Origin of the sequence: Streptomyces sp. SAJ15, from assembly GCF_007595705.1 — a bacterium.
In the GTDB taxonomy this organism is placed as follows: domain Bacteria; phylum Actinomycetota; class Actinomycetes; order Streptomycetales; family Streptomycetaceae; genus Streptomyces.
This window is the reverse complement of the sequence record NZ_NISY01000003.1, coordinates 415148-437647: the sequence shown is the minus strand read 5'-3', so window position 1 is coordinate 437647 and position 22500 is coordinate 415148. Positions and strand designations below refer to the sequence as shown.

Sequence of the window (22500 nt, the reverse complement as noted above, 5' to 3'; positions counted from 1 at the left end):
GTACCGGTCGGGTATCAGGTGAAGGTCACGGCCGGGACCCGCACACCGTGCCGGGTAGCGTAGGCGCAAGCAGCACATCGCCGGGCCCCACACCGGTGCGGTCGGGAAAGACGGAAGAGGGCTGGAGTAGCTATGGAAGAGCCGCGTCGCCTCGGCGGCCGGTACGAGCTGGGCTCGGTGCTGGGCCGCGGTGGCATGGCGGAGGTGTACCTCGCGCACGACAGCCGCCTCGGCCGCACCGTCGCCGTGAAGACGCTGCGGGTGGACCTCGCCCGCGATCCGTCCTTCCAGGCCCGGTTCCGCCGAGAGGCCCAGTCGGCCGCCTCGCTCAACCATCCGGCGATCGTCGCCGTCTACGACACCGGCGAAGACTACGTCGACGGCGTCTCGATCCCGTACATCGTGATGGAGTACGTCGACGGCTCCACCCTGCGTGAGCTGCTGCACTCCGGCAGGAAGCTGCTGCCCGAGCGCTCGATGGAGATGACCATCGGCATCCTCCAGGCGCTGGAGTACTCGCACCGCAGCGGCATCGTGCACCGCGACATCAAGCCCGCGAACGTCATGCTGACGCGCACCGGCCAGGTCAAGGTGATGGACTTCGGCATCGCCCGCGCGATGGGCGACGCCGGCATGACCATGACGCAGACCGCCGCGGTGATCGGCACCGCGCAGTACCTCTCGCCCGAGCAGGCCAAGGGCGAGAGCGTGGACGCGCGCTCCGACCTCTACTCCACCGGCTGCCTGCTGTACGAGCTGCTGACCGTGCGCCCGCCGTTCGTCGGGGACTCCCCGGTGGCGGTGGCCTACCAGCATGTGCGGGAGGAGCCGCAGCCGCCGAGCACCTACGACCCCGAGATCACCCCGGAGATGGACGCGATCGTCCTGCGGGCGCTGGTCAAGGACCCGGACTACCGCTACCAGTCGGCCGACGAGATGCGGGCCGACATCGAGGCTGCCCTGGAGGGTCAGCCGGTGGCGGCCACCGCCGCGCTGGGCGCGGCCGGCTACGGCGGTCCCGAGGACCAGCCGACCACCATGCTCCGCCCGCAGGACCCGACGGCCGCGCCGACCTCGATGCTGCCGCCCGTGCGGGACGACGACGGCGGCTTCGGCTACGACGAGCGCCCGGACCGGCGCCGCGGCGGCGGTGAGAAGAAGAGCCACACCTCCACCGTGCTGCTGGTCGTCGCCGGCATCCTGGTGCTGGTCGGCGCGATCTTCATCGGCAAGGCGGTGTTCGGCGGGAGCGGCAACAAGGACAAAAAGGTCGATGTGCCCGTGCTCACCGGGAAGACGCTGAAGGAGGCCCAGGAGGCGGGCGTCAACGGCGGCTTCACGGTCAAGGCGACCGGCTCGGAGTTCTGCGAGCAGAAACGCAACACCATCTGCAGCCAGGAGCCGAGCGGCGAGGGCGCCCAGGTCGAGCGGAACGGCACCGTCGAGGTGGTCCTGTCCAAGGGCAAGAAGCCCGCGGAGAAGGTCCTGGTGCCGGACGTCCTGAACATCCAGTTCGAGGACGCCAAGGCGGCGCTGGCGGCCAAGGGCTTCACCAACGTCAAGCAGGTCACCCAGATCTCCGAGCAGACCGCGGGCAAGGTCATCGACCAGAGCCCGCGCGACAAGCGGGTGACCCCGGACACCGAGGTGACCCTGACGGTGGCGATCGCGCAGACCAAGGCCGTCGTGCCGGACGTCACCAACAAGTCGCTCGCCGAGGCCACCGCGACCCTGACCGGCAAGGGCTTCAAGGTCCAGTCGAAGGAGGTCGAGAAGGCCGACGTGGCGCCCGGCACGGTGATCAGCCAGACCCCGCCCGGCGGCCAGGAGGTGGTCGCTGGCTCGCAGATCAACCTCGAGGTCGCCAAGGCCCCGGCGACGCCGCAGAACGTCCCGGTGCCGGACATGAGCCGGATGACCCTCAAGGACGCCAAGAAGGCCCTGGAGGGCGCCAAGCTCACCGTCGGCACCGTCACCGGCCCGCCGGACGACAACGCGACCGTGCTGATCAGCACCCCGGCCGCCGGCACCCAGGTGCCCGAGGGCACCGCGGTCAACCTGCTGACCATGGTCGGCCAGCCCGGCGGGGACAACGGCAACGGGGACGCCAACGGCAACGGCGACCCCGGCGGCGGGGAGGAAGACGACGGCTGGTGGGGCGGCACCAGCGGCTGACGCCAGCGCCTCCGGGCCGCCCAGCGGCCCATCGACAGCCACGAGAGAGCCCCCGGCACCGTTCAGGTGCCGGGGGCTTCTCCGTAGCCTCAGGGGCCTCCGGGATCGTCGGGGAGGCTGCGGCGTCGCCCGCGGAGCACGGGCTCGTGGGCTCTACGGCTCACATGGTCGGCTAGCGCAGCTCCGCGGGCGGCGTGCGGTCGGCGTCGACCTTCTCGGTGCGCACCAGCTCGCCCCAGACGATGTAGCGGTACTTCGAGGTGTAGACCGGGGTGCAGGTCGAGAGGGTGAGGTAGCGGCCGGGCTTCTTCCGGCCCGAGCCCTCGGGGACGGCGTTCAACACGCCGACGTCGAACTTCGAGGTCTCGTCGAGCTTGGCGAAGACCTTGTAGACGTACCAGGTGTCGCGGGTCTCGAAGACCATCGGATCCCCGTCGTCCAGCCGGTGGATGTTGTGGAACTTCGCGCCGTGCCCGTCGCGGTGGGCGGCCAGGGTGAAGTTGCCCGTCTTCTCCCACGGCATCGCCGACTTCACCGGCTCGGTGTAGAAGCCCGCCACGCCGTTGTTGAGGACGCCGCTCGAGGTGCCCTTCTTGACCAGGATCTCGCCCTCCTTCAACGCCGGTACGTGGAGGAAGCCGATGCCGTCCTTGGTGTCGAGGCCGCCGGGGCCCTGGGCCCACTGCTTGCGCACCCGGTCGCCCTGCTTCCTGGCCTCGCGGTCGGCGAGCACGTTGGTCCACCACAGGGAGTAGACGACGAAGAGCGCGAGCAGCACCCCGACGGTGATCAGCAGCTCGCCGAAGACGCCGACGGCGGTGGCGATCCGGCCCCGGGTGCCGCGGTTCGGGCGCGGGGACGCGGCCGTGGGGGTCGTCTCCGGTGCGGCCCCGGCGCTCTCGTCCCGGTCGTCTGTCGTGCTCGTGCCTGCCACCGCGTCGTGCTCCGTTCCTCGCTCACCCGACGAGCGCGTCCGGCTTGCCCTCGCTGCGCGGCCGCTCGTCGACCATCTTGCCCCAGACGATCATTCGGTACGTACTGGTGAACTCCGGCGTGCAGGTGGTCAGGGTGATGTACCGGCCGGGGCTCCTGAAGCCGGAACCCGCCGGCACGGGGGCGATGACACCGGTGTTGGAGGGCGGGGTCTGCGGGAGGATACTCCGCATCTCGTAGGTGAAGAAGGCCCGCTGGGTCTCCACGACGATCTTGTCGCCGGGCCGCAGCCGGTTGATGTAGCGGAACGGCTCGCCATGGGTGTTGCGGTGCCCGGCGATGGCGAAGTTCCCCTTCTCGTCCCACGGCATCGCGGTCTTCAGCCGACCGTCGGCGTAGTGCCCGACCATCCCGCGGTCCAGGACCTTGTGCTTGTCGATGCCCTCCGCGATGGGCGCCTTCACATCGAGCTTCGGGATGTAGAGGATGGCGAACCCCTCGCCGGGCGAGAAGACGCCCGGGTCCCGGTCGCCCCGGTCCCACTTCTCGTGGAGGTTGTTCGCCGCGCCGTTGGCGAGCTGGTGGGCTCGTATGTTGCTCCACCACAGCTGGTACGTGACGAACAGCAGCATCAGCACGCCGACGGTGATGAACAGCTCGCCGACCAGCCGACTGATGATCACACCGGGGCCGGCCCTGCGCGCCCGCGCCGCCCGCCGGGCCTCCATACGGGTGCGGGGCGGCCCCGCGTCGGCGGTCTCCGCGCGGCCCCGCGGCCGCGGCGCCGCTTCCGGCGTCCCGCGCGGGCCGCGCCCGCGTCTGCCGCGGCGGGCGGCCTCCTGGGCGGCCCTGCGGCGGGCGGCCCGCCCCTCGGCGATCGGCCCCGCGGCCGCCGGCGACGCCGCACGCCCTTCTCCCGCCCCGCGCGGGGGCTCCGCCTCGATCCTGCGGAGCACGGTGGTCACCTCGGCGGCGGTCTCCGGCTCGACCCGCCGCAGCACCGTCGTCCCGTCCTCGGTCGGCGGCTCCGGGAGCTCCGTGGGCTCCGTGGACTCCGTGGACTCGTCCGTGGAGGAGGACGTCGGGGCGGGAGACTTCGGGCCGGCGGGCTTCGAAGCGGCGGGCCGCGGGTCGGCGGGCTCTGGGTCGGCGGGGCGCGGGTCGGCGGGCTCCGCCTCGATCCTGCGGAGCACCGCGGTCGCGTCGGCGGGCGGCGGCGTCCGACCGGCGGCGGTCACGTCGGCCACGTCGGCCACGCGCAGCATCATCGTCTCGTCGTCCCGCAGCGGCTGTGCCACCTGGAGCGACACATACGCCCCGTAGCCCACTCCGCTCGTGGTCGCGGCGTCCGGCGGCGCGCCCGGCGGCTCCGCCGTCGGCAGCGGGTCGTTCAGCGGGTCCTCAAGGCCCTCGACAGCCGCCACGAACGCGGCGTCCTCGTCCTCGTAGCCACCGCGGACGTCCGGGACGTCGGGCGGGTACGGGACGGGCCGCGGGGCGCCGTGCGGGGCGCCCTCGCGCTCGGGGCGGAGTGCGGTCACTCGCCGGCCTTGCCGCCCGCCGTGCCGACCACCGGCGCCAGCCCCGCGGACCGCGCCACCGCCCCGGTGTCCCCGCACATGGCCAGCCAGTTGGCCAGCATCAGGTGACCCCACTCGGTGAGCACCGACTCGGGGTGGAACTGCACCCCCTCGACCGGAAGTTCACGGTGGCGCAGCCCCATGATGATGCCGTCGGCGGTCCGCGCGGTGACCTCCAGCTCGTCCGGCAGCGCGGACGGCTCAGCGGCCAGCGAGTGGTAGCGGGTGGCGGTGAACGGGGAGGGCAGGCCGCGGAAGACCCCGGCGCCCTCGTGGGTCACCGGCGAGGTCTTGCCGTGCAGCAGCTCGGGGGCGCGGTCCACGACCCCGCCGTAGGCCACCGCCATGGACTGCATGCCCAGGCAGACGCCGAAGACCGGGACTCCGGTGTCGGCGCAGTGCCGCACCATGTCCACGCAGACGCCCGCCTGTTCCGGGGCACCGGGGCCGGGCGACAGCAGCACGCCGTCGAAGCCGTCCTGCGCGTGCGCGGTGGAGACCTCGTCGTTGCGCAGCACCTCGCACTCGGCACCGAGTTGGTAGAGGTACTGGACGAGGTTGAAGACGAAGCTGTCGTAGTTGTCCACGACCAGGATGCGCGCGCTCATCGGTTCCCTGCCATTCCCTCGTCCACGGTCACGTCGTTGAACGGCAGCAGTGGCTCCGCCCAGGGGAAGACGTACTGGAAGAGCACGAAGACGATCGCCAGGATCAGCACAAGGGAGATCAGTGCCCGAACCCACGCGTTCCCCGGCAGATGTCGCCAGATCCAGCCGTACATGCCGTCCCTTCCGATCGCGGTGCAGCACCAGACTAAGGGGCCGGACCGGGCGCCGGAGGGTCAGCTGCGCAAAGCGTCCGGCTTCCCCGCGCCGACCGGCGCCGTGGCGTCCAGGTGCGCCCAGGCGATCAGCCGGTGGCTGTGGCCCCACTCCGGGTCGCAGGTGGTGAGCGTCAGATAGCGGCCGGGCCGCCGGTGGCCGGAGGCGGCCGGCACCGGGTCGAGGACGGCGGTGTCGGTGGGCCGGGTGCGGTACGGCCGGCGGTCGACGCGGTAGGTGTACCAGGTGGTGCCGTCGCTGAGCACCACGGCGTCACCGGGGCGCAGCCGGGGGAAGTCCTTGAACGGGTCGCCGTGGGTGCGCCGGTGACCGGCCACCGCGAAGTTTCCACGCTCGCCGAGCCGCGCGGTGCGCGGATAGTGGCCGAGCCCCTTGGCGAGGGTGCCGGGGGACGTGCCCTCCAGCACGGGCTTCACCCAGTCGGCGCCGAAGCGGGGGACGTACATGGCGGCGAAGGGCTCGCCGGGGGCGTAGGGCCGCCGCCTCGGCTCGGGGGAGGTGGCGACCGCGCCGGTCGACCAGCGGTCCCGTAACCGGTCCAGCTGCTCGTCCATGGCGGCGTCCGCGCGCACCCCGCTCCAGTAGAGGACGTAGCCGACGAAGAGCACGAGCACGGCGCCGACGGTGATGCACAGCTCGCTGAGCGCTCTGACGACCAGCCGCACCGACATCGCCGGACCGCCCCCTCTCCCCCAGAGGCTTCGGCCCTCTACTTGAGCGGCCGAGCCTCGTGGAGTTCCACTGTGCCCGAGTAGCCCGGCAGCGTCACGGCGTCCTCGTTGTCGACCTTCCAGCCGAGGCCGTACGCCTCGACGTACTGCCGGTAGTTCTGGATCGCCGGCGAGGCGCTCAGCGCCGCGCGCAGCTTCTCCGGATCGCCGACCGCGGTCACCTTGTACGGCGGCGAGTACAGCCGGCCCTGCAGGATCAGGGTGTTGCCGACGCAGCGCACCGCGCTGGTGGAGATCAGCCGCTGGTCCATCACCTGGATGCCCTCGGCGCCGCCCTGCCACAGGGCGTTGACCACGGCCTGGAGGTCCTGCTGGTGGATGACGAGGTCGTTGGGTTGCGGGTCGGGCACGCCGGGGATCCGGGGAGTGGCGTTCGGCGGGGCGTCGTCGAGGGTGACGGTCAGCCCCGACCCTTTCAGCGGGCGGGTACCCGCCGCCCCCTCCAACTGCTCGATCCGGGCCTGGGCCGCCTTGGAACCGCCCTCGTCGGCGCCGCGGGTCAGGGCGTCCACCTGGTCGCGCACCCGCGCCGTGGAGTCGTCGAGCTTGGTGTTCTTGCGGCTGCGCTCCTGGATGAGGTCCGACAGCCGCAGCATCGATTCGTCACTGCGCAGATCGGTGCCCTTGGCGGTGTTGAAGCTGATCCAGAAGATCAGACCGGCGAGGGCGAACACGGCGACGGTCAGCAGCCGTACGGGGCGGAAGGAGGGGCGGCGCGGGCTCGGGGTGGGGGAGTCAGCGGAATTGCTCAACGTACCCTTACTCCTTACGACGCCGCGGAAGGACTACGCTAACGGACGGCCGGGGGAAGGAAGAGCTCAGCGTCGCCGTCCGCCTCGGCGCCGCCCTACCCAGACCATCCCCGCGCGGTCACGCAGCGCATCGACAGGAGAGTTCCTCGTGCCGAAGTCACGGATCCGCAAGAAGGACGACTACACGCCGCCGTCCTCGTCGAAGCAGGCGACCACCATCAACCTCAACAGCGGTCGCAGCTGGGTCGCGCCGTTGATGCTGGCGATGTTCCTGATCGGCCTGGCCTGGATCGTCGTCTTCTACGTGACCACCGGGGACATGCCGATCAAGGCGTTCGGGAACTGGAACATCGTGGTCGGATTCGGCTTCATCGCGGCCGGTTTCGTCGTCTCCACCCAGTGGAAATAGCCGTCTCGGCCGTAGCTTCCCCCTAAGGTGTCCACAGAGTTATCCACAGCAGGGGAAAACTCAGAAGATCTGTGGATAACCTCTGTGAGGTTGACGCCGGTCTGACAGTCGAGACTCCACAGCTCCGCAGGTCAGCGCGGAGCGGACAGATGTTCTCCACAGGTTGCGCAAGATCGGGCACATGCTGTGGACAACTGTCATCCAAGCCGATCGCCGAGTGGCCCCCACGGTCACCGGCGGTCGGCTTCATGGCGTTGGGGACGAGGACACCGGGCGCCCCACGACCTCCCGTCGGCCCCCTCCACCACCGTCCACAGCCGGGGCCGGCGGAGCCGCCGCACGGCCGATGACCCGGCCGATGACCCGGCCGGAGACACGACCGATCCACGCGCCTTCACAGCCGGTCAACACGGCCGATGACGGGGACGCTCCACAGCCAGGGGCACGGTGTTCCACAGCCTGGGCACGGCGCCGGCCGGCGGGCCGCGCACAGCGCGCCCCGGCGGTGACGCTCAGCGCGTGAGCTCCAGGGTGCGGACACCGATCATCACCACGATGCCCAGCAGCACCACCGCGCAGGTCACGGCCTGCACCAGGTCGCGGCGGTCGCGCGGGGCGTGCACCATCCCGTAGGCCACCAGCGTGCCGGCGATCAGACCGCCGATGTGCGCCTGCCAGGCGATGTTGGACCAGGTGAAGGTGAAGAGCAGGTTCAGCGCCAGCAGCGCGATGACCGGCCGCATGTCGTAGTTGAGCCGGCGCATCAGCACCGCGGTGGCTCCGAGCAGGCCGAAGATCGCCCCGGAGGCGCCCAGGGATGCCTGCGTCTGATCGGCCAGCAGATAGGTGAGCGCGCTGCCGCCCAGGCCGGAGAGCAGGTAGAGGGCGAGGAAGCGGGCGCGGCCGAGCGCGGCCTCCAGCGGCGGACCCAGCCACCACAGCGAGAGCATGTTGAAGGCGATGTGCATCGGCTGTTCGTGCAGGAACATCGCCGTGACCAGCCGGTACCACTCGCCCTCGGCGACGCCCTCGCGCGCGAACGGCTCCGGGGGGAAGGCGCCGACCAGCACCAGGTCGTTCAGCAGCCGGTCGCCGACGGCCAGCACCGCGATCCACACCGCGACGTTGATCGCCAGCAGGATCTTGGTGATCAACCGCGGGTCGTCGCTGATCGCGCCGCCGGCTATGGTGCGCGGCCGCGCGGCCGTCCGGTACGAACGCCCGCTGGTCCCCGCCATGCCGGAGGCCGCCGTGGCCCCCGCGGCGTGACCGCCGCTGACGCACTCGGGGCACTGGAAGCCGACCGAAGCGGAGATCATGCACTCGGGGCAGATCGGCCGGTCACAGCGCGTGCAGCTGATGCCGGTCTCCCGGTCCGGGTGCCGGTAGCAGCAGACCGCCTGGTCTTCCATGTCTCCCCTTGTCCCCCGTTTCCTGCCTGCGCACGGGAACCGCCCCGCCTGCCCTCAAGACGGACGGGCGGGGCACAGGGTTCCCGTACGAACCGGGCGTATCAGCCCTCGCGGGTCTCCACGACGACGCTCTGGATGACGATGTCGTTCACCGGGCGGTCGGTGCGCGGGTTGGTCTGGGCGTCCGCGATGGCGTCCACGACCTTCTTGCTGGCCTCGTCGGCGACCTCGCCGAAGATGGTGTGCTTGCCGGTCAGCCAGGTGGTCGGCGCCACGGTGACGAAGAACTGCGAGCCGTTGGTGCCCGGGCCGGCGTTGGCCATGGCCAGCAGGTACGGCTTGGTGAAGGCCAGGTCCGGGTGGAACTCGTCCGCGAACTTGTAGCCGGGGCCACCGGTGCCGTTGCCCAGCGGGTCACCGCCCTGGATCATGAAGCCGCTGATGACACGGTGGAAGATCGTGCCGTCGTACAGCTTCTCCGTGGTCTTCGCACCGGTCTCCGGGTTGATCCACTCGCGCTCGCCCTTGGCGAGCTCGACGAAGTTCCGGACCGTCTTGGGCGCGTGATTCGGCAGCAGCCGGATCTGGATGTCGCCCTGGTTGGTCTTCAGGGTGGCGTAGAGCTCCTCAGCCACGATCTACCTTCCATCAGTCTTCACGGACATCTCGATCCTCGCACGGACCTGAGTACAACGAGTAGCCGCCGGCCCGGTCGCGGGCTCCGCCGGAGTCCCGCTTGACCCGGATGCCGATTCACATATGCCTCATACCTCCTCAGCAGGCATGATCTTCAAAAGGGTGGAAAGACGACACATCGCGTATTGGGGACAGACGTCCTGGGGTACAGACCCCAGACCCGGAGTACGCCACCGAGTACGCCACGCAAGGAACCGACGAGGAGGATCCGTGACCCGCAAAGACAGCGTGCGCGCCGTGACCGGCACCGCGAAGGACAGTGTCCGGCACGCTGCGGAGGTGGTGGCGCCGTACGCCGGCACAGCCAAGGACGCCGCCGCGCACTACGCCCACGAGGCCCGTACGCGCGTCGCGCCCAAGGTGTCCCACGCCGCCCACCAGGCCCGGTGCGCCGCCGGCGAGCAGTACCACGCGCACCTGGCCCCCCGCATCGAACACGCCCGCGGCGCCCTGCCGCCCAAGGTCGACGCCGCCGCCACCCGCGCCGCCAAGCGCACCCGCGAGGCCGCCCGACACGCGGCGGAGTACACCGCCCCGCGGATGGAACACGCCGTCGCGGTGACCCGGGCGGCGGCCGGACCCGCCCGAGAAGAGGCCATCTCGCGCTCCGCCGCGGCCTTCGCCGCGCTGCGCGGCGAGGTGACCCCGGAGGAGATCCACAAGATCGCCAAGAAGCGTGCCCGCCGCGCCCGGACGGGCCGGATGATCAAGCGGATGGCGCTGGTCGCGCTGGTCGCGGGCTGCGCCTACGGCGCCTGGAAGTGGTGGGACCGGCAGTCCAACCCGGACTGGCTGGTCGAGCCGTCCGCCGCCACCGAGCTGGACGACCGCTCCTCGTTCTCCTCCGTCGACGGCAGCGGCCCGAACTCCACCCTCGACCCCGAGGTCCAGGCCAAGCAGGCGGAGACCGACGACGACGGCGAGGAGAACCGCTGACCGCGCGGACCACCCGCCGCCGGACGGCGGCGCACACCGCTACGCGCGCCCCCGGCCGCGCGTAGCGGTCGCCCGCGCGGTCCGCGGTCCGCGGTCCGCGATCCGCGATCCGCGATCCGCGATCCACTGGGGCTCGACCGAGGAGAAATCGGCAGCTCTCCTGCCCTCTTGATGTCAGAACACGCATAATTGCCATGGTTCTGGCGTGACTTCGGGGGAGAGCACATGTCGACACACGACCTGTCCGCGTCCGACTCCGAACGGCGGCTGCCGGGGGACGTCGATATCACCGACGCCGAGCGGGACGAACTACTCAGCGCGGTGGCGGAGGTCTACAGCACCCTGGGCGAGGCGCGTCTGCTGCTCTCCGCCATGAAGGTGCCCAGAAGCGCTCGCGTGTCGTTCGACGGCGGCTCGGACGAGGCGTGGACCCTGCTCTTCGAGAGGCTCGACAACGGCGTCGTCGAGCACCCCTACCGCCGGATGCTGAGCGCCCTCCGCGCCCAGTACCCCTACCAGCCCGTCTTCCGCCGGCTGATCGAGCGCCACCTGGGGCCTCCGGCACCGCCGGACCCCGTCGTCGAACCGGTACCCGTCGTCGATCCCGTGCCCGTCATCGAACCGGTACCCGTCATCGATCCCGTGCCCGCCGTCGATCCCGCACCCGTCATCGGCCGCGTACCCGTCGTCGCCCCCGCGCCGCCCCGCGAACCGGCGCCCGCGCCGACCCCCGTGCCCGCCGTCGAACTCGCGTCCGCCGGCGCGTCCGTACCCGCCCCCGCGCCCGCCCCCGTGGTGCCGCCCGAGCCGGTGGACCTCGCCCCCGCGCGGGCGACGGTGGCCCTCACCGTGGAGGACGGCTCCGGGCAGCTCCACAGCGACCTGGAGGTGGCGCGCGACAGCCGGATAGGCGACCTCGCGGTGTGGGCGCTCAGCTGCTGGCCGATCGCCCCGGGCGAGGACCGCACCGGGCGCCGGGTGGAGCGCGTGCTGCCCGACGGCCGGCACGAGGAGCTCGACCCGTCGGCGACGGTGCGGGAGGCGGGGCTCGACGACGGGGACCTGGTGCGGGTGTTGGGCACCTGGCCCGCCCTCGGCGCCGGGGGGTGACCGGCGGCTGGACGGCGAGCGGGGGGCCGGGCGCCGGCCCGCCCTCGGCACGCCGGAGGTGACCGAACCGGCCCCGAGGATTGGCCGAGCAGCGACTCCACCGGGCCGGGGGCCCTCGCTACGGTGGACTGGGGGGATTGCGACCACGCGGCGGCGCCGTCAGGCTCAGGCGAATCGGGGGTACCCGTACGTGAAGACTTCCGCTCCGCGGCGGCAGGCACCCACCTTCCAGTCGGCCACCGCCCCGAGCCCACCCTGGCCGGCGCCCCCGGCGCCGGACGGCCTCCCGCGCGCCCGCGCGTTCGACCAGTTCGTCGTGAAGCTGCACAGCCGCTGCAACCTCTCCTGCGACTACTGCTACGTCTACGCCCTGCGGGACACCGGCTGGCGGGACCGGCCGCGCACCATGTCGGCGCGGACCGTGGACCGGCTCGCCGAGCGGATCGCGGAGCACGCCCGGCGCCACCGGCTGCCCGCGGTCCGGGTGATCGTGCACGGCGGCGAGCCGCTGCTCGGCGGGGCCGGCCCGGTCACCCGACTGGTGGAGACGGTGCGGGACCGGCTGCGCGGCACCGGGGCGGCGGCGCGGTTCACGGTGCAGAGCAACGGCGTGCTGCTCGACGCCCCGCTGCTGGCCGAGCTGGCCCGTCATGACATCCGGGTCGGCCTCAGCCTGGACGGCGACCGCGCGGGCCACGACCGGCACCGCCGACACCGCGACGGCCGGGGCAGCCACGCCGAGGTGGAGCGGGCCCTGGAACTGCTGCGCCGGCCCGAACACCGCCCGCTGTTCGAGGGGCTGCTGTGCACCGTCGACCTGGCCAACGACCCCGAGCGCTGCTACGACGCGCTGGCCGCCCACCGCCCGCCGATGATCGACTTCCTGTTGCCGCACGCCACCTGGGACCACCCGCCGGCCGGCGCGGCCGCGGGCGACGCCCCGTACGGGCGCTGGTTGGCGACGGCCTTCGACCGGTGGTGGGCGGCGGGCCGGCCGCTGCGGGTACGGCTCTTCGACTCCGTGGTCGACCTGTGCCGGGGCGGCACCGGACACAGCGAGACGGTCGGGACGGCGCCCGCCGCGGCCGTCGTCATCGAGACGGACGGCTCGATCGAGTGGACCGACTCGCTCAAGGCGGTGGCCGACGGCGCGGCCGCCACCGGCCTCGACATCCACCGACACTCACTGGACGCGGCGTTCGCCCTGGAGGAGACCGTCGCGGCCCTCGACGACGGGCTGTGCCGGACCTGTCGGGCCTGTCCGGTGTCCGGAATCTGCGGCGGCGGGCTGCGCGCCCACCGGTTCGGACGCGGTCAAGGTTTCGACAATCCCTCGGTCTACTGCCGCGACCTGGGACTTCTCATCACACACATCCGGAACACCCTGCGTCATTTGGCTGATTGACGCGTTCTTGAGGGACGGACCGCGTCACCTTCCCTATATTGGGGTTGTGCGATCCGACCACACGGCGTCGCACAACAACACGTCTTGCCGGCCGGTTGTCGAAACGGAAGACGGTGCTTGGGGGATGCTGTGAGGCCGCTCTTCTTCACGAGCTACGCCGCGTCAGCCGGCGACCGCGGACAAGTCCAGCGGTTTCACTACGATGTTCAGAGCGAACTCTACAGCCGCCTGGGGCGCGAGGCGAGTTCACGAGGGCATCTGAAGAGCCCGGCCCCGGTCCCGGAACCGGACCCGGCCGCGTTGGACTGCCGCGCGCTGCTGGCGCTCTACTCCGACGCCTACCTGCGCAGCCCGGACTGCGCCCGTGAGTGGTCCGTCTTCCGCGAGCGGATGGCCCGCAGCGCCCGGCAGACCGGCCATGAACCACGGGCACTGGTGGGCGTCGTCTGGCGCCCGGACGGGCTGGTGCTGCCCCTGTCCGTGGCCGAGGCCGGCCCGCTGCTGCCCAGCGGCGGACAGGGCTATCCGGCGGGCGAGTTCGGCACGCTGCGGGACCCGGAGCACTGGGCGCAGTACCGGGACCTGGTCCGGCTGGTGGCCGACCGGCTGATCACGGGTACGCAGGCGGACCTTCCGACCATGTCCACGGCGGACGCCCGGTCGATCCCGCTCCGCTTCGATCCCCACGCGGGCACCGCGCCCCCCGCCCCGGCGGCGCCTCCCCGCGCGGCCCGCCCGACCGGCGCCCCGCGCCCCGGCACTCCGGCCCCGCACCCGCCGCCCACCGCGCCGCCCGGGCCGCCGCGCGCCAAATGGCGGCCGGTGTACGACCTGCCGCGGGCCGCGGGCCGGCCGCGCGCGGACCGCGGCCCCGGCACGGCCGCCAGGCGCCACCGCGTCACCCTGCTGCTGCTGGCCGGCACCCGCTCCCGCATGGCGGCCCTACGCACCGCGTTAGCCCCGTACGGGGACAGTCCCGAGGACTGGCAGCCGTTCTGGCCGCACACCGAGGAGAGCGCCGTCGACGTCGTCCAACGGGCCCTGGAGGACTACGGGGTGGAGGAGGTGACGGTCTGCCCGTTCACCCCGGAGAGCGGCGCGGCCGAGCCGGTGGCGCTGCCCCCGGAGCCGCCGGGCGCCGACCCCGACCCGCCGGTCGTGCTGCTGCTCGTCGACCCCTGGCTGGCCCGCGAGGCCAGGCCCAGCCGGGATCCGGGGCTGTCCGCGCTGTGCGAGCGGCTCTCCGCCCGGGGCGCGGCGTTCGCCGGGGTGGTCGCCGTCCTGCCCCGTACCGACGCGGAGACCTGGGAGAACACCCCGCAGTTGCGCGACGCCCTGCTGGCCCAGGCGGCCGGCTGTCGACTGCGGGCGCCGCACCACGAGGTCGGCAGCGCCGAGGGGCTGGCCCACACCGTGATCGGGGCGATGGCGGACGTGCTCACCGTGTGGCCCGGCGGCCAGGGCCGGAGCGAGCCGGGCGAGCCGGACGGCAGACCCCCGCGCGGGGCTCGGGAGCCGGAGGAGCGCGCCGAGTGGCCGACCCGCCGCTCCCGGGAGCGGGACGCCTGGTCCCCGGTCCCGGCCGGGCCGCGCTCCGCGCTGTTGTCCCACCGGTCCGGTGGAATCTGGGGTGATGGATGACCGTCGACGGCTCCGCCGAGATCATCTCCTTCTACACCTTCAAGAGCGGCGCCGGGCGCACCATGGCGGTGGCCAACACCGCCTGGATCCTGGCCAGCGCGGGCAAGTCGGTGCTGACCGTCGACTGGGACCTGGACGCGCCGGGTCTGCACCGCTACTACCAGCCGTTCCTGACCGATCAGGGGCTCTCCGCCAGCCGTGGGGTGCTGGACATCCTGATCGAGTTCGCGATCCAGGCCGGCCACACCCGCCCCGACGAGCTGCACCGGCTGTACGAGGACCACGCCAACCTGCTGCCGTTCACCGTCCAGCTCGACGCGCACTTCGCCGGCGGCGGCCGCCTGGACTACCTGGGCCCCGGCATCCACGACGGCGAGTACCGCAACCGCATGGCCCGGATCAACTGGAGCTACTTCCTCCGGCAGGAGGGCCTGGGCTTCCTCACCGAGCTGCGCGAGCGGATCCGGCGCAGCGGCTACGACTACGTGCTGATCAACGGCCGCACCGGGCTGTCCGACGGGGCCGACGTCTGCACGCTGGTGCTGCCCGACACCGTGGTCCTCGGGCTGACCATGAACGAGCCGTCGACCGAGGGCTGCGCGGAGGTCGCCCGCCGCATCCGGGACCGGTCCCACCGGGACGGCCGGGAGATCCGCATCCATGTGGTGCCGCTCCGGGTCGAGACCTCGCAGGACGACCGGCTGGCGCACCGGCTGACGGAGCTCCGCCACACCTTCGGCCCCTTCGTGCGCCCCGCCGACGACCAGACCCAGGAGGGGTACTGGAGCGAGCTGCAGATCCCGTACCGCCCCTTCTACGCCCTCGGCGAGGAGCTGGCGGTCCTGCGCGAGGACCCGCGGAACCCGCTCGGCCTGCTGTCGCAGTACGTCAAGCTCACCGCGCGGGTCTCCGGTGGAGCGGTCGCCACCTTCCAGCCCACCTCCGAGCAGTTGCGCCGGCTGTACAACCGCGCCTACGACGCGGCGCGCCGCGGCGCCGAGCCGGAGACCGTGGTGCTGCTGCACGCCCCCGAGGACCAGGTCTGGGCGGACTGGATCCGCGAGCAGCTGCGGCTGATCGGCGTCCGGGTGGCCGACCGCGACGGCGCCGGGGCGCCCCCCGACGAGATCCCCGAGCAGACCGACGCCGTCGTGGTGCTGCTCTCCTCCCACCTGCACGGCTCGCCCGACGGGGAGACCGCCACCCGGCTGGCCGAGGGCGCCCCGGTCGGCCGGCCGCGCAGCCGGCGCACCGTCGGGGTGCGGGTCAGCGGCGCCCGGCTGCCCACCCGCTTCGCCTGGCACGACGCGGTCAACCTGTTCGGGCTGACCGCGCAGGCGGCCACCGTCGCCCTGCTGTCCCGCTTCGGCTTCCCGGGCTGGGGCGAGAACCCGCCGCCGGACGCCGCGGCCGGCCCGCGCTTCCCCGGACGGCTCCCCGAGGTGTGGAACCTCGGGCTGCGCAACTCCGCCTTCACCGGCCGCGCCGAGACGCTCTCCCTGCTGCGTGAGCGCTTCGGCCGCGGCGTCGGCTCCCCGGGCTCCGCCCAGGTGCTGTACGGGATGGGCGGCGTGGGCAAGAGCCAGATCGCCCTGGAGTACGCCCACCGGTTCGCCTCCGAGTACGACGTGGTGTGGTGGGTGCCCGCCTCCGACCCGGACAACATCCGCACCTCCCTCACCGAGCTGGCGCGCGAGCTGCACCGGGCGTCCGGCGTCCCCGGGGCGCCGGGGGCCGGCGAGGACCTGGACCAGCTCCGCCGGGACCTGCGACTGGGCCGTCCGTTCGAGCGGTGGCTGCTGATCCTGGACGACGCGGCCGACCCGCGCGCCGTACGGGACCTGCTGCCCGGCACCGGCCACGGGCACACCCTGGTCACCTCGCGGAACAGCGCGTGGAACCAGTACGCGGAGCCGGCGCGGGTGGAGGAGTTCAGCCCGGAGGAGAGCCTCACCCTGATGGGCACCCGACTGCCCACGGCCCCCGAGGGGGAGCTGGCCCGGCTGGCCGACGCGCTGGGACACCTGCCGCTGGCCGAGGAGCAGGCGGCGGCCTGGCTGCAGAGCGGCTCGCTGTCGGTCGCCCAGTTCATCGAGCGGGTCGAGACCAATGTGAACCTGCTGGACGAGGGCTCCGCCCCGGACTACCCACTGTCCTTCGCGGCCACCTACGACCTGGCCTACGACCGGCTCAAGAAGGAGGACCCGGCGGCGGCCAAGCTGCTGGACCTGTGCGCCTTCCTCTCCCCGGACGGGGTGTCGCTCTCCGTCGTCCAGTCGCCGGCCATGCTGAAGCTGCTGGCCGCGGTGGACGAGCGGCTGCGGGACAGCATGCGGCTGGGCACCGTGCTCACCAGCCTGGACCGGCGGGCGCTGGCCGTGGTGGACCAGTCCACCACCACGGTCCGGGTGCACCGCATCGTGCAGACCCTGCGCCGCGCCCGGATGGGCGAGGAGCTGAGGGAACGGACCCGCCGCGAGGTGCTGGAGGTGCTGGCCTCGCTCGCCCCCGGCGATGTGGAGGGCGACGACCTGCGGCACGACGCCACCTTCACCGAGCTGGACCGGCATCTGCTGGTCTCCGGCGCGCTGGAGTGCGACGAGCCCGTGGTGCGCCGCTGGGTGGTCAACCAGGTGCGCTACCGCTGGCGCCGCGGGCAGTGGGCCTCCGCCCGCGACCTGGGGCTGCGCATCCTGGCCGACTGGCGGGAGCGCTTCCCCGCCGAGGACGCCGCCGCGCTGCGGCTCGCCACCCAGGTCGCCAACGCGCACCGCTCGCTGGGCGAGTACCAGCGGGCGTACGAGCTGGATTCGGCCACCCTGCGCGCCCAGCGTGCCGCGCTGGGCCGGGACGACCCGTACACCCTGATGACCGCCCGGGGGTACGCCGCGGACCTGCGCGCGCTGGGCCACTTCGCCGAAGCGCTGGTCGAGGACCAGGGCACCCTGCTGCGGTTCCGCGACGTGTTCACCGACGAGCACCCCGACACCGCCATGGCCGCCAACAACCTCGCCCTGTCCTGGTACTTCATGGGCTCCTACCGGGACGCGGTGCAGTACGGGCAGATGGCGTTCGACGTCTCCCGGCGACTGCTGACCGACGATCACCCGCGGACCTGGGCCTCGTACGCCAACCTCGGCCGCTACCACCGCGAACTGGGCGATCTCGAGTCGTCGTTCACCCATCTGCGGGAGGCCCGGGACCGGCTGACGGAGATCGAGGGCGGCAGCGGACACCAGACCCTGAGCACCCTGCGCAGCCTGGGCGTCAGCTATCTGCGGGCCGGCGACCCGAACGCCGCGGTGCCGCTGTTGCGGCGCGCCCACGAGCAGAGCCGCGACCAGTGGGGCGACGACCACCCCGCGACCATGGAGGGCGCGCTGGCCATGGCCGCCGGGCTGCACGCGCTCGGCCGGGACGACGAGGCGGCCGACTACGCCCGCAAGGCGCTGGACCGCTATGTCCGGGTCTTCGGCGACCAGCATCCGTTCACCGATGTCTGCCGATCCAACCTCGCCCTGTACCTGCTGGACGGCGGACTGCCCGGGGAGGCGCACGGCTACGCCACCGACGCCGCCGACCAGCTCACCCGCACCCTGGGCCACGACCATCCGTTCACGCTGGTCGCCCGGATGAACTTCAACAACTGCCGTGCCGCGCTGGGCGATCTGGAGTACGTGCCCGCCGAGGACCGGAAGATCCACGCCGAGTGCGTACGGCGGTGGGACCGCGACCATCCGACCGCCCTGATGGCCACCGCCAACCTCGCGGCCAGCGGGCCGCCGGAGGCGGCGGCGGAGCTGCGCACCTCCGTCGAGGTGCGCGGCAGGGAGGCGCTCGGCGCCGGGCACCCGCTGACCCGGGCGCTCACGGCCCTGCCGTACCGGCGGCTCGGCACGGACGTGGAGATCAGCAGTGTCTGACGTCGGACGTGTCTGATGCAGGGGGGAAACTCATCGATGGCACAGAACGGAGCGGACACCGTGGAGGAACCCCGGGTGCGGTTCCCCGACGGTGAGAGTCCGCAACTGCGCGCCCTGTCGCGACGGCTGAGCCCGGCGCTGGACCCGGAGGAGCTGCCGCACCTCGTCCTCTACGACCACGACATCGCCAAGATCTCCGTCACCGCGGCCGGTTCCGAGGAGCCCGAGCCGTCCGACAGCCGCCATGAACGGACCGGCCGCCAGCTCTACTACCTGCTCAGTGGTCTGGAGCCGGAGCTGGCCGAGCTACGCAGCGGCGCGCTGATCCGCACCGTGGTCCGGGTGCCCGACGGCGCCCTCTTCTTCTACCTGGTCGAGGCCGGCTCACACCTGTACGGCGCCACCTCGCGCCCGGACCGGATCGAGGCCGCCGACCAGACGATAGCCCGCACGGTCAACGAGCTCCGGCGATCCGTGCGGTACAGCGAGCTGAACTACGGCGCGTACTCCAGCTGGCGCCGCGGCGACACCCCATGGAAGGCGGCGGAGGCGCTGTCGCACGACACGCTCGACACCGGCGCGCCCAGCACCACGGCCAGTGGTCCCGAGGCCACCGCGGACCGCGCACCCGGTGCGCCCCCGGACGAGAAGTCCGACGCGAGCCCGCAGGGCCCGGCGGAGGTATCCGGGGGTGCGCCGACGGACGCGCCGGAGCCCCTCCCGCCCCACGTCTCCACCTCCGCCCCGGGCTCGGCCGCCGCCCAGCTCGCCCGCGCCCTGGCCGTGTCCGGGCTGCACTACCTCGCCCACCACACCCCCGACCGCGCCCCGCGCGCCGTCGCCGACCTGCTCGACCACCCGGAGCTGAGCGACTTCTTCCGGCACATCAGCCGCGACCAGCGCCGGGAGCGCTACCACCGGGTCGGCGCGCTACTGCCCGGCCTGGTGGCGCGGCTCAACGACTCGCTGTGCGCGGTGATCGGCGGCGAACTGGTGCGGGTGGTCCTCGATGTGGAACAGGGCGCCATCTACTACCACGCGCTGCCCGACGGCGGCTATCTGGTGGGCGTCACCGTCGACCAGGAGCGGGTCGCCGAGGCGGACGAGCGCCTGGCGCGGCTGGGCCACGAGCTCACCGGGGAGGGAGGATGAGCACGCCCGCCGCGGAGCCCGCGGAGGCCGCGGAGGCCGCGGAGGCCATGGAACCCACGGAGCCCGCGGAGGCCGCGGACGCCCGCGACCCGCCGCCCGCCGGTGGCGCGCCGCGGGCCGCCGGGCGGGAGGCCCCGGAGGACGCGGCGGGTCGGGACACGCCGAAGGACGCGGCAGGTCGAGACGCGCCACGGAAGGCGGTGCGGCGGAGGGCGGTGCTGCGGGACGCGCTCCTCAGACCACTGCTGCTGCCGGCCGTCCTCGCCACCGTCGGCGTGCTGCTCGGGCAGTGGCTTCCGCTGGCGGACCACATCGAGGACCCCGGTTACAGCTATCTGACCGGCGGGCTGCTGGCCGTCGGCCTGTACGGCAGCGCGTACGGCATCGCGCGCCCCCAGGCCCGCCGGGACCTGGGCCGGATCCTGGTCGCCGTCACCTTCGGCGTCCTCCTGAAGGCCGCGCTGATCGCCGGGGTGCTGGCCCTGGCCCACCCGGACCGGCCCGAGTACCTGGTGCTCGCGGTCGCGATGGCGCAGATCGATCCGTTGTCGGTCGCCGCGCTGATGGAGCGTCGGGAGATGTCGCCCCGCGCGAAGTCGCTGCTCGCGGCCTGGGCCTCCTTCGACGATCCGGTCACCACGATCCTGGTGGTGTACGCCGGCGCGCTGGTGCTGGACGGGGCCGAGAGCGTGGGCGCCGGCGGCGCCGCCTACGGGGCCACGCTGCCGCTCAACCTGGCATTGGTGCTCCTCGCTGCGGCACTCTGGGCGGCGCTGCGCGGCCGGGCTCCCATGGTGGGGTCCGGGACGCGCGGGGCCCCGACGACGACTGCGGCGGCACCCGCCGCCGGCGTGGCCCCGACGGCCGCGACGGCCTCCATCGCCGGCGGGGTCCCCACGACCGCGGCGGACTCCTCGGACGACAAGCTCCCCACCACCGCGAACTTCTCTGCCGACGAGGCCCCCACCACCGCGGCGGGCTCGGAGGCCGGCCGGCTTCGCACCGCCGCGCAGACCACCGCGCTGCTGGCCCTGCTGGCCCTCGCCACCTGGCAGTTCCTCATGCTGGGGCTCGCGGTCACCGCGCTCTTCTTCCGCCCCGCCCTCGGCCGGCTGCTCGGCCGGGCCACCTCGCTGTCCCTGCTGGTGGCGACCCTGCTGTTGGGCATGCTGCTCACCCAGGGGGTGCACCCGGGCACCGGGGTGCTGCTCGGCGCGACCACCTTCCTGGCGCAGACGGCGGTGGCGAGCGTGATCACGCGCGGGTTCGACCGCCGCGACCGGCTCGCCCTGGCGGTGAGCCAGCAGAACGGCATCACGGCGATCATCCTCGCCCTGCTGCTCCAGCCGCTGCTGCCGGAGGCCGTCGCGATCATCGCCCCGGCGATCATCACCGTCAACGCCCTGCACGCGGCGGCGACGGGTCTGCTGGCGCTTTCCGCTCGCGGGCGTGCCGGCACGCCCGCACCCGGACCGGGTGCGCCGCCACAGGATGAGTGCTTGGCTGAGCCGTCACCCGCACCACGGCACGGCCGGGAAAGCAGGTCCCTGTGAAGCCTTCCGGGCTCGGCGTCGAGGAATACGGCCGGCTGTCCGCCTGTCGGATAGCCACCGAGGTCAACGCCGGCCGTCTGTCGGCACGGGAGACCGTCGCGGCCGCGCTGTCCCGGATCAGCGACACGGATGAGGAGTTGCGGGCGTTCACCGCGCTGTGGCCGTCCTTCGCCGCCGAGCGGGCGGAGGCGGTGGAGCGACAGGTGCGCTCCGGAGTGAACCTGCCTCTCGCCGGGGTGCCGCTGGCTCTCAAGGGCACCGAGGGGGTCACGTCCGTGCAGGCGGTACGCCTCATCGAAGCAGGCTGCGTGCCCGTGGGCACCACCGCCACCCCGGGCGGGGGGACACGTTGGCAGACCTGGGGGCACACCGATCGCGGCCCGACGCTCAACCCCTTCGACTCCTCCTGGACCCCAGGGGGGTCGTCGGCCGGATCAGCGGTCGCCGTCGCCGCACGGATGGTCCCCCTCGCGACGGGGAGCGACGGCGCTGGATCCGTCCGCATCCCCGCGGCCTGGTGCGGAGTCCTCGGGCTGAAACCCACCAACGGCCGGGTGCCCGCTCGCGACCGGGCGGGCCTGAATGTCGGCGGCCCGCTGGCCCGCTCCACGGAGGACGCCGCCGCCTATGTCGACACGGTCGCCGGCATGACGACGCGGAGCACTCTCACAGCACCGCCACGAGCCCTGCGCACCGCATGGTCGGCCACGCTGGGCTTCGCCACGACGGAGGCGAGGATCGCCGAGACGGCGTACGCGTTCCTGAGCAGGCTGGCGGATGCCGGGGCGGTCGAGATCCACGACACCTCCGTGCGGCTCGCCGATCCGGCGCCGTGCTGGCGAGCGCTGCGGCGATCTCCCGTGATGGACGCTCAGGCCCGCGGCGTAAGAGACCTCAACAACGGAGAGCTCGAACGCGTACTCACCCGGTGTGACCTCATAGCCACCCCCACCACACCCAGCGCACCCCATGGTCACCAGGGGCCGGGAGAGGCCATGAGCGTGGCGCTGACCTGGGCCTTCAACATCAGCGGTCACCCCGCCATCAGCATTCCCGCGGGTTTTACGGCATCGGGCGAACCGGTCGGCCTGCATGTGGTGGCCCGACACCACAGGGAAGCGGATCTCATGGCCCTCGCCACCGTCGCGGAGACCATGAACAGCGCGACGGCGGCGCCGAGCGCTCCAGCGCACACGGTGCCCGGGTGAAACCTCGGCCACGTCGGGATCCCCACCTGCGCGGTAGGCGGA

Annotated in this window: 18 protein-coding genes; 10 read left to right on the top strand and 8 right to left on the bottom strand. The window is 72.9% G+C overall.

Translation table 11 applies throughout. The features are described 5' to 3' along the window. Positions 1 to 132: 132 nt before the first annotated feature. A complete protein-coding gene (gene pknB / locus CD790_RS12095; protein ID WP_144383170.1) occupies positions 133 to 2175 on the top strand; it encodes a Stk1 family PASTA domain-containing Ser/Thr kinase in 2043 nt (680 codons plus the stop codon). A gap of 172 nt (positions 2176 to 2347) precedes the next feature. Here the strand turns inward: pknB and CD790_RS12090 are convergent, their stop codons facing one another. From CD790_RS12090 to CD790_RS12070, 6 genes are read right to left on the bottom strand one after another with little or no spacing between them, the layout of a single operon-like run. Beyond that, the gene (locus CD790_RS12090; protein WP_144383169.1) at positions 2348 to 3109 is read right to left on the bottom strand and encodes a class E sortase; all 762 of its coding nucleotides are present in this window, start codon (positions 3107 to 3109) and stop codon (positions 2348 to 2350) included. A 22-nt stretch (positions 3110 to 3131) separates the two neighbouring features. Next, a complete protein-coding gene (locus tag CD790_RS12085) occupies positions 3132 to 4649 on the bottom strand; it encodes a class E sortase (protein WP_260867506.1) in 1518 nt (505 codons plus the stop codon). After that, complete coding sequence (locus CD790_RS12080) at positions 4646 to 5296, bottom strand: aminodeoxychorismate/anthranilate synthase component II (protein ID WP_144383168.1); 651 nt, start codon at positions 5294 to 5296, stop codon at positions 4646 to 4648. Before CD790_RS12080 ends, CD790_RS12085 begins: the two co-directional genes overlap by 4 nt. After that, a complete protein-coding gene (locus CD790_RS34535; protein WP_186318980.1) occupies positions 5293 to 5469 on the bottom strand; it encodes a hypothetical protein in 177 nt (58 codons plus the stop codon). The genes CD790_RS12080 and CD790_RS34535 overlap by 4 nt, the downstream gene beginning before the upstream one ends. Positions 5470 to 5529: 60 nt before the next feature. After that, the gene (locus CD790_RS12075; RefSeq protein ID WP_144383167.1) at positions 5530 to 6201 is read right to left on the bottom strand and encodes a class E sortase; all 672 of its coding nucleotides are present in this window, start codon (positions 6199 to 6201) and stop codon (positions 5530 to 5532) included. Between the two features lie 38 nt (positions 6202 to 6239). After that, entirely contained in the window at positions 6240 to 7013 is a 774-nt protein-coding gene (locus tag CD790_RS12070; RefSeq protein WP_144383166.1) for a DUF881 domain-containing protein, read from the bottom strand. Positions 7014 to 7161: 148 nt separating this feature from the next. Between CD790_RS12070 and crgA the strand changes: the two genes are divergently transcribed. Continuing rightward, positions 7162 to 7422, top strand: coding sequence for a cell division protein CrgA (gene crgA, locus CD790_RS12065; protein WP_144383165.1), 261 nt, complete (start codon positions 7162 to 7164; stop codon positions 7420 to 7422). Between the two features lie 512 nt (positions 7423 to 7934). Here the strand turns inward: crgA and CD790_RS12060 are convergent. Both CD790_RS12060 and CD790_RS12055 read right to left on the bottom strand, forming a co-directional pair. Continuing rightward, positions 7935 to 8834: a rhomboid family intramembrane serine protease gene (locus tag CD790_RS12060; protein WP_144383164.1), complete on the bottom strand. Its 900-nt coding sequence runs from the start codon at positions 8832 to 8834 to the stop codon at positions 7935 to 7937. Between the two features lie 101 nt (positions 8835 to 8935). Continuing rightward, entirely contained in the window at positions 8936 to 9469 is a 534-nt protein-coding gene (locus CD790_RS12055; RefSeq protein ID WP_144383163.1) for a peptidylprolyl isomerase, read from the bottom strand. A 271-nt stretch (positions 9470 to 9740) separates the two neighbouring features. Between CD790_RS12055 and CD790_RS12050 the strand changes: the two genes are divergently transcribed. The 8 genes from CD790_RS12050 to CD790_RS12005 all read left to right on the top strand — a co-directional run bounded on the left by CD790_RS12050 (position 9741) and on the right by CD790_RS12005 (position 22458). Continuing rightward, positions 9741 to 10466: a DUF5324 family protein gene (locus tag CD790_RS12050; RefSeq protein ID WP_144383162.1), complete on the top strand. Its 726-nt coding sequence runs from the start codon at positions 9741 to 9743 to the stop codon at positions 10464 to 10466. Positions 10467 to 10691: 225 nt separating this feature from the next. Continuing rightward, entirely contained in the window at positions 10692 to 11576 is an 885-nt protein-coding gene (locus CD790_RS12040) for an effector-associated domain EAD1-containing protein (RefSeq protein WP_144383161.1), read from the top strand. 190 nt (positions 11577 to 11766) lie between these two features. Beyond that, complete coding sequence (locus CD790_RS12035) at positions 11767 to 12981, top strand: FxsB family cyclophane-forming radical SAM/SPASM peptide maturase (protein WP_260867505.1); 1215 nt, start codon at positions 11767 to 11769, stop codon at positions 12979 to 12981. A gap of 300 nt (positions 12982 to 13281) precedes the next feature. Next, positions 13282 to 14622, top strand: a complete 1341-nt coding sequence (locus CD790_RS12030) for a hypothetical protein (protein ID WP_144383160.1) — start codon at positions 13282 to 13284, stop codon at positions 14620 to 14622. Continuing rightward, positions 14619 to 18545, top strand: coding sequence for an FxSxx-COOH system tetratricopeptide repeat protein (fxsT, locus tag CD790_RS12025; protein ID WP_144383159.1), 3927 nt, complete (start codon positions 14619 to 14621; stop codon positions 18543 to 18545). The genes CD790_RS12030 and fxsT overlap by 4 nt, the downstream gene beginning before the upstream one ends. A 36-nt stretch (positions 18546 to 18581) precedes the next feature. Continuing rightward, on the top strand, positions 18582 to 19697 hold the full coding sequence (locus tag CD790_RS12020) for a hypothetical protein (protein WP_144383158.1): 1116 nt from the start codon (positions 18582 to 18584) through the stop codon (positions 19695 to 19697). Continuing rightward, the gene (locus CD790_RS12010) at positions 19694 to 21250 is read left to right on the top strand and encodes a hypothetical protein (protein ID WP_186318979.1); all 1557 of its coding nucleotides are present in this window, start codon (positions 19694 to 19696) and stop codon (positions 21248 to 21250) included. The genes CD790_RS12020 and CD790_RS12010 overlap by 4 nt, the downstream gene beginning before the upstream one ends. Next, positions 21247 to 22458: an amidase gene (locus CD790_RS12005; protein ID WP_144383155.1), complete on the top strand. Its 1212-nt coding sequence runs from the start codon at positions 21247 to 21249 to the stop codon at positions 22456 to 22458. The genes CD790_RS12010 and CD790_RS12005 overlap by 4 nt, the downstream gene beginning before the upstream one ends. Positions 22459 to 22500: the final 42 nt, after the last annotated feature.

Coding starts and splice junctions, on each gene's coding strand:
- pknB (WP_144383170.1), top strand. CDS start 133: ATGGAAGAGCCGCGTCGCCTCGGCGGCCGGTACGAGCTGGGCTCGGTG.
- CD790_RS12080 (WP_144383168.1), bottom strand. CDS start 5,296: ATGAGCGCGCGCATCCTGGTCGTGGACAACTACGACAGCTTCGTCTTC.
- CD790_RS34535 (WP_186318980.1), bottom strand. CDS start 5,469: ATGTACGGCTGGATCTGGCGACATCTGCCGGGGAACGCGTGGGTTCGG.
- CD790_RS12075 (WP_144383167.1), bottom strand. CDS start 6,201: ATGTCGGTGCGGCTGGTCGTCAGAGCGCTCAGCGAGCTGTGCATCACC.
- CD790_RS12060 (WP_144383164.1), bottom strand. CDS start 8,834: ATGGAAGACCAGGCGGTCTGCTGCTACCGGCACCCGGACCGGGAGACC.
- CD790_RS12040 (WP_144383161.1), top strand. CDS start 10,692: ATGTCGACACACGACCTGTCCGCGTCCGACTCCGAACGGCGGCTGCCG.
- fxsT (WP_144383159.1), top strand. CDS start 14,619: ATGACCGTCGACGGCTCCGCCGAGATCATCTCCTTCTACACCTTCAAG.
- CD790_RS12020 (WP_144383158.1), top strand. CDS start 18,582: ATGGCACAGAACGGAGCGGACACCGTGGAGGAACCCCGGGTGCGGTTC.
- CD790_RS12010 (WP_186318979.1), top strand. CDS start 19,694: ATGAGCACGCCCGCCGCGGAGCCCGCGGAGGCCGCGGAGGCCGCGGAG.